Raw genomic sequence first — 12,365 nt, forward strand, 5'->3', positions numbered from 1 at the left:
ATGTCTCAAGTGAATCAATATTTAGAACTTCTTCAGCATCTTTTAAATTTGCCAAATTTTGAGCATATTGAGCCAATTAAAGGCACACGTACGATGGATGCGCAGCAAGCGAATCAATTAGCGACCAATGCATTTGGCTTGCCACAAGAAGAAGAGAATCTTGCAAAAATTGCCTATCAATTAAAGAACAATAAACAGAATATTTATTTAATCTTTAACTTACATAGCAGTAAGTTACGAGAGACTCTGGCATTTTTAGCTATGCCTGTCACGGTGAACCAGTTTGATGAGGAACAAGGTTTTTATAGCCTAAAGCCGAACCATCATGGCGCATTTTTATTTAATCAAGCTTATTTGGCCGACCCCAAAAAATCCCAACCTGATTTTGTCTTAGGCAACCAGCAGGCCTATATTGATTTTAAGCAGCAAGCCAGTTTTCCCAAAACAGATAGTTGGGCGATTTGGCTTAGCTTTGCGCATCAGCTTTTAGAAAGCGTCACTGGGCATGATATCAACGGTTTATTAAAAGATGTTGAGCAAAAATATGCTCAAAGCTTTCAGTTTTACACTGAACTTGCAGTGTTTAAAGAGGCGGATAATAAGGCCAATATTAATATTTTGTCCTTGTATCAAGCACTTTCTAGTGTTTCAGATGAAAAATTAAAAGCAACTCCAGTCGTCAATGCCGTGCGCGCGCATAACAAGTTGCAACCTTTAGCCTTTAAGCCTAGTCATGCGACTGAGGATGACAGCTTGGCGCGCGATCTTACATCCAACCCAAGTTATTTGCTTGGACATATGGATGAGCAGCTTAGTGATGAGCTCAATACTTGTGCAGACAGGGAAATCTTTGCTTTAGATAACTCCCAGCGTTTAGTCCTAGAAAGACTTAGCCGCTGCCAGCAAGGGGATATTCTTGCGGTGAATGGCCCTCCGGGATCGGGTAAAACAGCAATGCTTAAAGCTGTGATCGCCAATCAATGGGTGCGCGCTGCGTGGCAGAAAGAGCCGTGTCCGATTACGGTTGCGGTCGGCTCGACTAACCAATCTGTGACCAATGTGATCGGCGCCTTTCCTAAGGTGTTATATAAAAAGAAAACGCCACCACCACAGGCTTTGCTGCATTATCAACGCTGGTTGCCAAATAAGTACGTACGCAACTATGGAACCTATTTCCCATCTCAAACCAGTAAAAATAATATCCAAGACACCAGTGGCTATGTGTTGGCGCAACCGAGTGCGATGGATGCATTAAATGTGTTTGAGTGGACCAATGAAAACCAAGGTGTCTCTGAGATTAAAAACTTCACGAACTTTGCTAAGTTTTATCAGCAAAGTGCGAGCATTCGATTTGATCGAGCATTTGATAGTTTAGACGCTGCGATTGAGGCATGCCACGCTGCATTAAGTCGCAACTGTGAGCAAATCACAAAACTCTTAGCTGAGTTAAACTCGCATATTTGCGATCTCAAATGGTTGAACCGAGTGTTCAAGCTTGAAGGCTTAGTGGCAGATTTTAATCATCCCAAGCCAAGAGTGAGCACAGGCCAAGCGCATAAATTGGCGAATGATTTATTGTGCTTATGTGGCGAGGATAAAAACGCCAAGCTCAAGCTGTTAAGTACGCTTTTAAGAGAAAAGATTGCCGATGAAAAGATAACACTTGAGGATTTAGATGATGCAAGTTTGCAAGGTTTAACGGGCCAAGCATTCGTGATTGCGTTTCATTCCTTGCTCGATGTGACGCTACGTGTGGATGCATTTCACTTCACGGCGCGCTATTGGGAAGGTTGTTATATCAAAGATAACCTTGAAAATATCTTGATTGCGCGCACCGAGCAAAATGTGGAGGCAGGGCTGCGCCGCTTAACTATGCTCACTCCTTGTTTAGTCTCGACAATCCAAAGTGCGCCGAAGCTATTTAGCTTAGATAAGGCATCGAGCAAGTCTTCGCAGCGTTATTTATTTGGCAAAGCAGATCTTTTAATTATGGATGAAAGTGGTCAAGCTCAGCAGCGTCTTGGGATCCCTTTGTTGGCGCTGACACAAAAAGCTTTGGTCGTAGGCGATGTGGATCAACTCTCACCTGTTGTGACGGATATTCAACTGGCAGATGAAGCCTATGCGTACCGCAGCTTTGGTTATAGCGATCAAGACTTTATCTATGCGCAGCAGCAAAAGCTGACCACAGCTGGGGGCAATATGTTGAGCTTAATGCGCCTTGCATCAAACTTTTCCCACCAAGGGCATGGCTTAATGCTACGTGGTCATTATCGTTGCCAAACCAATATTATTCAGTTTTGCAATGAGCTTATCTATGATAATAAGCTGATGTTTTTAGGCTTTAATGCTGATGAGCGTGGGCCTTTGCCATCTTTTAGCTGGGTGGATTCCTGCTTTCCTAATCAAAAAGTAGGCACATCCAAAACTAGCCAAGGAGAAGCTGAATACATTGCTGAGTTTATCTTTAAGCGTTGGTCTGGGATCTATGCGTTTTACGCCGAAAAAGACAAAAAGAAGAACAAACCTGAGCGCTGTTTATCTGATCTTATTGCGATTGTCACCCCTTATAATCAGCAAGCCAAAGTGCTGCGCAGTGCATTAAAAAAGAAACTGTCTGAGTCAGCGCCACAGCATGGACTAGATGCGAAAGAGATCGATGATATTGTTATTGGCACAGTGGATTCACTGCAAGGCGCTGAAAAACCAATAGTAATTTTTAGTGGTGTGTTTAGCAAGTTTGAGTCGGGTGAGCCGCATTTTGCGAAAACACCTTTTCTGTTAAATGTTGCGATTTCGCGCGCGCAAGACTGTTTTGTTGCCTTTGTGTGTGAGCAGACTTATGGCATAGGGCAAACCTACCAAGCCGATGAGTTAGAAGCTTTGCGTGAAAACTCAGTGCGTTATCTTGGTTACTATTTAGGTCAAGCTTGCCATGGGAATGGAAGACGCCGTTGTCAGCGTTTATTTCCAAAGCGTTTGGTCGTGATGGAAGCGACGGGTAAGAAAAAGGTGCTTCAAAAATATTTAGGCGCTGACTATTTAATCATCGACACACAAGGCAGTATTACAGAATATACGCCTGAAAGTTTAGATTTTGATTATCTCGTCAAACATCACTTTAAGCCAAAATTTCAGCTAACAAGTCATGGCAAACAAGCGATTGAGCAGATCGTTTCGCAAGGCGCAAGTGTGGATGAAATCATTCTTGCAACCGATGATGATTACGTTGGTGAAGCCATTGCGTGGCATATTTATATGCAGTTTAGGCATCATCCTGACTATCAACAAAAGATGACCCGTGTGCGCCTTGGCGCGATGACCCAAGAAGCGGTCGATACTGCCTTTGAAACCAAGCGAGTCAATAAGCATGAAGAAGACTTAAATCGTTTCAAAACCGAAGATGAAAAACAAGCAGCGAAGCGTGCGTTTTTAGCGAGCCGTGGCAAGATAGATAAAGGGCGAGTTAAAGCAGAGCTTTTCCGTGAACTGGTTGACGCCTTGGTTTCAAGTCAATCTAAGTCGCTGCCTATCACTCATAACCAATCTGATTTGTTAGATGAATTAATCACTTATCAAACATCACAAGACAGCAACGGACAAACTATTAACACCCAAGCTTTGCCACAGGCGATGGGGCGTGTGCGTTTAGGTTTATTAGATATTTTGTATACAGATCTTAATTTAAAATATCAATATAAGAAACATTCAGAGCCTCAAGTGGTATTAACCCAAGGCGAGCATCGTTTTATTGGGCACCTTGATGGGAAAGATAAAGCGGCGATGATCACTCAATTTAAAAAACACTGGCAGCAACATGATGAAATACAAAGTAAAGATTTGTCGTCTTGGAAGTATGACGGTATGTCTAGCCAGCTGAGTCAAAGCTTGCCTGCGCCAAGTGCGTCGACGATGCAAATTATTCAATCTATGCACACTGAGCATGGCATGAGCCCTGCACTGACAATGAAATTGCTGCAAGCTTTATATTTAGGAGATTTCTAATGACGGCCACGAACATAGCCAATACCACCAATAGTGCGCATGATGATATTCAGCTCACCATAGATGCTAGCGATCTCCCTAAATATCATCAACTGCTTACTAATATGCGTTTCGGTGAGCCCGGCGATGCGCTTAATCTATTAGATCTGATTGTGCGCATCAATCAAGCTAGCGCGCAAGAAAATGCCCAAGTTGAGCATATTTGCTTTCATTTTTCGCACCAATCAACGGATATTCAATTAGTTTTTAAAGCTAAAGTGGTCCAGCAGCCCAATTGGTTAAGCGACTTTGAGGATAAACTCGCGCAGTTTTTAACGCCGCAGCAAGCGCAAGAGATCGACGCTGTCTTATCGGTTGACCCAAGCGCGCAGCTATTTGAAATAAGCTTTTGCGCGCCGAAAATTACGCCATTAAAACTTGATGATTTATATGCATCTTTAGATATCTATAAAATCGGCCGCCCGTCTTCATTGCCCGATATCATTAGTAAGCTAGAAGAGCTTGGGATGATAGCACTTAATCAAGACCAAGTTATCTTGAGCGCAAAAGGGCTGCAAACCTATTTACTCTTTAATCAGCAGCGTAAGGGATTGGCAGATAAAACCTTTTCAACTCAGCTTGCATCACTGCAACAAGAGATTGAGCGCGATGAGATAAGCATTGAGGCGGCGCTAGCTAAGCTATTGCCTGCGATCACCGCGGAGCCTAAATCTGTCCAATTGGCACAAGGTGTATGGCACGACATTGACGATTTATATGCAGCAGACGATGAGGTCGATTTTATTTCAGAGCAAGGCTTGATCCAAATTCAGTCTGTGAAGCGAGGACATGGCGCATGAGTGGGGTGATTTCATACCCAAGAACCGACGGCTCTAAGCGTTTGGATCGTGAGATTGCGTATCTAGAGATGCTAATTATGGGGCTGGGTTTTAATGTTTCTTTGCATCAAGTCAATGATTTATTAGCACTTGCGAATGCTATCGGTTGGCATAATTTACCGCCTGAGTTAAGAAGTAAATTGTTTTGGTTACTTCGCCAAGCGCAAATGAAGCTAGCCCAAGAAGCTGCTTATATTGATGAGGAGACTTATCATCAAGCCGAGCCTATGCGGATTGAATTGATGGACTGGATTGATAGGCAAGAATCCACTTGGCTGACGCTTGAAGACAAGCAAGATCGTGAACCCTTTGCATTGGCTGGTGTGTTCATGCGCCTCGCTTGGGTTGATAACCATCTGCAAACCCATACTTATCAGCGAAAATATCAGCCGCAAACCGAGAGTTTTGAAAAGGCGAGACAAAAAGCGCCGCAAGCGGGCTATTTTATTGGTTTGTATGAATTCAAAAACCAGCAAGAGTCACGCTTGAGCTTAATCAATCGGCTTTATCAAGCAAGCTTGCAAACGAGCCAGCCACTTGCCGACACAGACTCATATTTCACTAGTTTTGATTGCGCAGAAGAAGCGGGCACAGGTGTTAAACATTACGCTCAACTTTTTGGCTTAGCTTACCAAGCAACGAGTGGTTATGCATTGGTGGCCGTGGATATGCAGCGCTTAAAAGAGCTATTGACTGTGCAAGTAAAACCAAGAAATGATCACACCGCAGCGGTGCCTTTAGTTGAATTTATTACTAGCAAACCATGCTTTATGGCTGAATTAATCATAAAAGGTGTCGTGAAAGTGGTGCAAGAGTTTGATGTGGAAGGTTAAAGCAAAATAAGAAACGACGGCAAGGCTAAACTCACCTTGCCGTTTATTTAATTACTCATGATGAATGAATCAATTAAGCTTCTGCTTCTAGTGAGGCCATGTCAATCACAAAGCGATAGCGTACATCTGATTTTTCCATGCGCTCAAATGCGTGGTTGATTTCATCCATACGTATCATTTCGCACTCTGGTAAAATATTCATACGCCCACAAAAATCAAGCATCTCTTGGGTTTCTTTGATCCCACCAATGATAGAACCGGCAATGCGGCGGCGGCCTAAAATTAGCGCAGGGGTGGTGATCTCATCCATTGGTCCGATTTGGCCAACCAACACAATTGTGCCATCAATTTTTAGAAGTGGCATATATGGATTAATGTCATGTTTGACCGGCACAGTGTCGATAATAATATCAAACTTGCTGGCTGCGGTAGCCATTGACTCTTCATCCCCTGAGACCAAGAAATAATCTGCGCCAAGTTCCATTGCATCGGCTTTTTTACTGGTTGAGCGGCTAATCACCGTCACTTCTGCGCCAAGGCCAGCAGCAATTTTTATCGCCATATGCCCAAGACCGCCCATGCCGACAACCCCAACTTTACTGCCTGGGCCAACGTTCCATTCGCGCATTGGTGAATACGTGGTGATCCCTGCACACAGAAGCGGCGCAACTTTTGCCATATCCAGCGAGTTTGGCACACTTAATACAAACTCTTCACGCACGATTAGGTGTTTTGAGTAGCCGCCCATGGTGATATCACCCGAGATGCGATCTGGGCTGTTGTAGGTTTGGGTCATGCCTTCTTCACAGAACTGCTCTTCTCCATGATGGCAAGGGTTACAGCTTTGGCAACTATCAACCATGCAGCCCACTGCAACATGATCTCCGACTTTAAATTTGCTCACATCTGCGCCAACTTCAATCACGCGTCCAACAATTTCATGCCCAGGCACGTTCGGGTAGGTCGTCCAACCCCAGTCATTGCGCGCAGTGTGTAAATCACTATGGCAAACGCCGCAATATAAAACTTCCATCGAGACATCATTGGCGCGCAATTCACGGCGCTCAAACGTATAGGGGACAAGCTCTGAATCTGCGTCATGTGCGCAATAACCGATTGTTTTCATGTGGTGATCCTTTTTATGGTGGAAGAAGTGTTGCTAACGAGATCTAGTATAGGAAAAATACTACCTAGATGTCATCTGAATAGTAGATAAATGATTGATGGAAGATGCGCCACACAAGAAAATAATATCTATCTTACTTAATGAGGCGCATATTTTAGTAATGTCGGGTGCTCGCTTATTGAGCCTGCAAGCTAGTATTTGCTTTTTTACCTTGCCAATAAATTGACGCGATCACAATCAAGATAAATGCACACTGAGCAAGGGCAGTTTCAAGGGTTGGGTAGAAACCGATAAAGTTAATCGTCGGCAGCGACTCAAGCACATGAATGCTCACATGACCGGTTAATTGCAGCGCGTGAATACTCACCCCAAGCATCTTAAAGGCTAAGAAATAAACTAGCCAAGTGAAGATCTTAAAGATAGTTGGAATCGGCAATTTGAGCGATGTTTTGACGATCACAATGGTCACCAAAGCCAGCACCGCCAGCGCAATAAAGATCCCTAAGAAGAACTGACTGAGCTCAATTTTAGGTAAGATGCCGGCATAAAAGAGTACAGTTTCTGCGCCTTCACGAAAGACGGCTAAAAAGCTCAAAACAGCTAACGAGGTAAAACTGCCCACAGAAATCGCACTAGAGGTATGTTTGGCTAAGAAATCTTTCCACGCTTTGGCAGAAGATTTACCATGCAGCCAGATCCCAACAATGAGCATCATGATCACCGCAAATAGCCCGACAAAACCTTCTAGCGTTTCACGCGCATTGCCTGCAAGGTTGCTTGGTAAGAAGCGCACTAACGCCCAAGCGAGGGCTAAACTTGTGACCAAACCGAGCACTGCGCCGCCAATCACCCAACGCTGACCACGTTTTTGTTTGGCCGCCTGCATCGCAGAGAAAAGCGCTAACACGATTAATAATGCCTCTAAACCTTCACGCAATAAAATCAGCGCAGCGTCGATAGCAGTGTAGGCTTGGCTTGGGTTTAAGGCTGATAAATCAGTAATTAAAGACCCAAGCTTGGCTTGGCTATCAGTGTCGCCATCGGCTGCCATAATTAGCGGTAATTGGTTTTCAACTCGCGTATACAAACTTGGTGCGCGGGTGCTGACATCGCCCTCAAAAGTCGGCCAATTGTTAATAAACTCAAGTAAGACTTGGTTACCCGCAGCGCTGTCTTGCTGCTGATAGTCACTTAATGCTGTGTTGAGCATGGCGATGCCATCGGCTAAGTCCATATCACTGTTTGTGGTTTGGATTTTTTCGCCGTTATTAAAGCTTGTTAGCGTCTCGCCTAGCGCATCACTTTGCAGCTTGATCTGGCTCCAATCTGGGTTTTCGCGTGACTTTTCAACATTTAACAGAGCAAGTGAGGTTTCAATCTTTCCATAGTGACCCATGCTAGTTTCATGCACGACACGCTCACGCTTGGCCCAAGTTGAATTGAAAATGCGAAATCGTGCATTCAGCGCTGCCATATCTTGCGCCTCAACAGCTTTTGCCATTGCGTCATAAGTTGGCATGACTTGCTTGGTAAATTGCGCGCGCATGGCTTCATAATCAACAGGGTTGACGTATTTCTCAAGAGCAATCAGGCTTGCAGAGAGCTTGGTTAAATGCTCAACCGATGGTTCATCACTTGCCGTTTCAATGGCTTTTAAGACGTTTTTCTTTTTCGCCGTGTCTGCAATCTCAAGGCTTTCGATATAGGTTTTAATGTCAGCCAGATCCGCTTTTGCTGCGTCCAGTTCACCATTTTTCGACTCGCCTAGCGCATCGGAAAGGCCAATGTAGGCAGGTGAAAAATTAACTTTTTGCGCCGCCATAGTGTTTGCGCTAGCTAAAAAGAAAAGACATAAAACACTCATCTTCATCAGCTGCATACTGAATAGAGATATAGATTTAGCCTTCAAGTAAAGATTGTCCAAGGTATTCTCCCTCTTTAACGCCAGCAAAACAGGCAAATAAGCCGCTTCCGATATGGGTTATGTATTCATTCATTTTGTCGACTTTGCCAAAGGCATTTTGAATCGTGATGAATTGCTGTGGTGATTTTTGGAATGAGATAAACAAAAGCCCTGCATCATATTGGCTGGTGCGGGTGTTGATCCCACCAAGATATGAAAATGAGCGTCTGAGCATTTGCTGCCCTGTACTATGCGCAAGGTGGACATGCGAATCCACTGGCATGGCCGGCTCGCCTTTGTCTGTCTTTAAGTTTGGATCAATCAGCTCAAACTCATCTTTTTGTCCCATAGGCGCGCCCGAGATTTTATCGCGGCCAAAGGTGTTTTCTTGCTCGCCATAGCTGGTGCGATCCCAGGTTTCAAGGTGAGTTTGAATGCGGCGCACGACTAAATAACTGCCGCCTTTCATCCACTCTGGCGAGTCTGCCCAAATGTGCTTATCCGCTTCTTTGAGCGCGAGTGCATTGGCGGTGCCATCTTTAAAAGAAAACAGATTACGCGGAGTTTGATCTGGCGTGTTGTAGGAGTTAAAGCCATTTTGCGCCCAACGCATAGACACCATAGTGGAACGTGCATGGCGCACTAACTGCCTGACGGCATGAAAGGCGACTTGCGGATCATCCGCGCAAGCTTGAATACAAATATCACCGCCAGTGTAGTCTTCTTGCAGCTGATCGCGTGGGAAGTGTGGCAGTGGTTTAAATTCTTCAGGTGATTTATCTTGCAGACCTAACTTGTCGATAAACGCTGGGGAAACCCCAAAGGTTAGGGTTAAATTATACGGGTGTAAACTATCGGCTTCACCTGTGTCAGCAGGCGGCACCAGTTTGTTTTTGCTATAAGGCGCAACATTTCTACCTTGTGTGAGCAAAGCAGATTGACGCGTCCACTCTTTAAATAATTTAATCACAGCGGCTTTGTCTGTGTTATCTAAATCTAGCACCATAAAATAGATATGACGCTGCGCAGGCGTGACGATGCCGGCTTGATGCTCCCCATAAAAGGGAACTTGGCCAGTGGCAAAATCAGGCTCTTGCGGATGTTTTTGTGGCGTTGTTTGATCTTGCGTGCTTGAGGAAGTTGTCTGATCTGCTAAAGCCTTCCCTAAGAATAGGGAAGACCCGGCTAATGTAGCGCCTTTTAGCAAGAGACGACGAGATAAACTGGAATGTTCCAAAAGCGTTTTATTTTGTCGTTCACTTGTCATTATTTTTAATCCAGAATAATACCCATTTGCGCCAATGGCTCACCAAGTTTATTCACAGCTTCAGCAAGGCCAGCAACTTCTTCGTCACTTAGCTCTGTGTAGCTCTTAAACTTGTCACCGACTTTTTGCGCAGCAAGGAGTTCGTTAACATGTGCGAAACGTTGATCAAGCGTGTTGACTAGATCAGCATTCACCTCGTTTAGCTTAGGTTTGAAGATGTCGAAAATTTTCTTTGCGCCATCGATGTTGCCTTGGAAATCATAAAGGTCAGTGTGAGAGAAAATCTCTTCTTCACCAGATACTTTGCTCGTTGAAACTTCGTTTAGAAGATCGACCGCGCCTTGCACCATGAGCTCAGGCGTGACTTCAACCGTGGCAACTTTTGCGCGCAATTCTTTGACATCCGCAATCAGTTGACCGCTGTATTTTTCAGTACCTTGTGTGGTGTTGTTGACCCAAAGAATTTCTTCGATAGGGTGGAAACCTGTCCACTCTTCACCCGGTTCAAGGTCTGCTTTACGCGCATCGATACGTGGGTCTAAATCACCAAAGCTCTCAGCAATGGGCTCAACTGTTTCAAAGTTCATACGTACAAGCGGATAAAGCGCTTTGGCTTCTTCAAGCTTGCCTTCGTTGAGGTAATCGACAAAGGTTTGAGTTTCGCTCACGAGCGCATCGATTTTCTCAACCGAAAACGTTTTATATTCAGCAAGTTCAGCGTCAAGGTTTGGCGCAGCAACAGCAGTGCCACTGATTGCAAGTGAAGTGATGAACGCGAGGCATGTTTTTTGAAAACGCATAAAAAGTCCCTTTAAAAACTAGTATTAATGATAATGAGAATGAATCTCATAAAGCTTTGTGGATTGTACGTTTCCTGAAGTCGCTGTCAATGATTTTGTTTCAAAATATGAATGGTAGTGTAAAGAAGTGTCAAGGCGCAGCGAAGAGATAAACCCATTACTGCGCCTGAGAGGAGGGATTAACGATTCATTTTTTCAAGAAGTTTGTTGCCTGAAATACCACCAATAATCAAGAAGATAAGATATATCCAGCCTGAAAGTGAGAAGTTTGCGATAGGTGTATAGAGAGCGCCAACGTTACACCCATTGGCAAAGCGGGTGCCAAGGCCCATCAAGAGACCGCCGAGGGCAAATAAAGCATATTGTTTGGCGGAATAACTTATTTTTGTCGGGTTTTTAAAGCGGCCCATAAGCAGCACAGCCACGAGCGTACCAATCAAAATGGCTAAGTTTTGCACTGAGATGGAGTGTTCAAAAAATGGCAGTTCAAATGACGCAGCAGAACGATGAGTAAAGGCTGCTAAGCTTTCAGAAGAAACTCCAAGCGCCATTAAACCTTTGCCAAACCAGATCCCAAACGGAGTCGATGCGCCCCAACCCGATCCTGTGGTTGCCATCATGATGCCAAAAATAATTGCAATCACTAATGCGCCTTGGCGTAATGTCCACAGTTGGGCAAACCAGCGGTGATAGGTTTTCCATTCTAACAGACTGGCGGATTTTTCTTGTGGCTGTTGGGATAATTGTTCACGTTCAATCTCACCGGCAACGCCTAAAAACTCGCCTTTGGCATGACGTTTTTGTTCATAGCGCTTGGCAATATGCACCACGATTAATGCAAAAAATACTGTCACAAGTACAGCGCTTAGGTACCCGTTGAGTGGACCTGCGGCAAATAAATCAGGCAGGTAGATGCCACGTTCAAAGCTTTGGCTCGTCCAAATCGATTGTGTGACCCAACTTTGAGTCGCTTGCAGTGGGAAGCCAATAAATACGCCGAAACCAAAAAAGATTAAAGTCGTCAGGGCGCGCGGAATATCCGATACCATTTCAACCATCACACCACTGGCGCAGCAACTGGATAAGCACATGCCAGCTCCAAACATCACGCCGCCAATGATCAAACCTAAGTTAATTGGATTGACCCACAAGTTGAAATCCGCAGGGCCATTTTTATATAGCAATCCTGCATTAATGATTGCGGTGACCACAAACATAAACATTAAGGTTTGGATTAATTGGGTTGAGCCGCGGCGATAAGCACGGTTGACACTGCCCGCAAAACCTATGGATGCTTTGGTCAGGGCAAAGCCAAGGCTAAGGCCTAAGAGAAGGCGTAAAAATAAAGTGTCGTCTTTTAAAAATGTAAGACCGAGCGCAAGGGTGAGCAGGGCAATCGCGCCGCCCCATAAACCTTGGCTCGTTTTGAGCTGTGGTTGGCTAATAGATAAACTGGACATAATGAACTCTAAACAGTGAAATAAAAGATTCAACTATTCTAGACACTGTTAAAGTAGGGGGATAACAGCCAATTGGCATATTTCAGAACAAAA

The 12,365-nt window shown here is 44.5% G+C and carries 8 protein-coding genes; 3 read left to right on the forward strand and 5 right to left on the reverse strand.

The window, feature by feature from the left end:
* Genes AC2VOY_RS13530 through AC2VOY_RS13540 form a run of 3 tightly spaced genes read left to right on the forward strand, consistent with a single transcriptional unit; the run spans position 1 to position 5,716 of the window.
* Positions 1–4,005: an AAA domain-containing protein gene (locus tag AC2VOY_RS13530; protein WP_491833096.1), complete on the forward strand. Its 4,005-nt coding sequence runs from the start codon at positions 1–3 to the stop codon at positions 4,003–4,005.
* Positions 4,005–4,844 (forward strand): hypothetical protein, encoded by an 840-nt coding sequence (locus AC2VOY_RS13535; protein ID WP_491833097.1) that lies wholly within the window; start codon positions 4,005–4,007, stop codon positions 4,842–4,844. The genes AC2VOY_RS13530 and AC2VOY_RS13535 overlap by 1 nt, the downstream gene beginning before the upstream one ends.
* The gene (locus tag AC2VOY_RS13540; RefSeq protein ID WP_491833098.1) at positions 4,841–5,716 is read left to right on the forward strand and encodes a hypothetical protein; all 876 of its coding nucleotides are present in this window, start codon (positions 4,841–4,843) and stop codon (positions 5,714–5,716) included. The genes AC2VOY_RS13535 and AC2VOY_RS13540 overlap by 4 nt, the downstream gene beginning before the upstream one ends.
* A 73-nt stretch (positions 5,717–5,789) precedes the next feature.
* Here the strand turns inward: AC2VOY_RS13540 and AC2VOY_RS13545 are convergent, their stop codons facing one another.
* From AC2VOY_RS13545 to AC2VOY_RS13565, 5 genes are all read right to left on the reverse strand, one after another.
* Positions 5,790–6,842, reverse strand: coding sequence for an NAD(P)-dependent alcohol dehydrogenase (locus AC2VOY_RS13545; RefSeq protein ID WP_491833099.1), 1,053 nt, complete (start codon positions 6,840–6,842; stop codon positions 5,790–5,792).
* 175 nt (positions 6,843–7,017) lie between these two features.
* On the reverse strand, positions 7,018–8,706 hold the full coding sequence (locus AC2VOY_RS13550; RefSeq protein ID WP_491833100.1) for an FTR1 family iron permease: 1,689 nt from the start codon (positions 8,704–8,706) through the stop codon (positions 7,018–7,020).
* 34 nt (positions 8,707–8,740) lie between these two features.
* Positions 8,741–10,012, reverse strand: a complete 1,272-nt coding sequence (efeB, locus tag AC2VOY_RS13555) for an iron uptake transporter deferrochelatase/peroxidase subunit (RefSeq protein ID WP_491833101.1) — start codon at positions 10,010–10,012, stop codon at positions 8,741–8,743.
* Positions 10,013–10,017: 5 nt separating this feature from the next.
* The gene (gene efeO / locus AC2VOY_RS13560; protein WP_491833102.1) at positions 10,018–10,812 is read right to left on the reverse strand and encodes an iron uptake system protein EfeO; all 795 of its coding nucleotides are present in this window, start codon (positions 10,810–10,812) and stop codon (positions 10,018–10,020) included.
* 179 nt (positions 10,813–10,991) lie between these two features.
* The gene (locus AC2VOY_RS13565; RefSeq protein ID WP_491833103.1) at positions 10,992–12,272 is read right to left on the reverse strand and encodes a YeeE/YedE family protein; all 1,281 of its coding nucleotides are present in this window, start codon (positions 12,270–12,272) and stop codon (positions 10,992–10,994) included.
* Between the last annotated feature and the right edge of the window lie 93 nt (positions 12,273–12,365).

The sequence above is a fragment of the Vibrio sp. KMM 9700 genome (assembly GCF_058545285.1).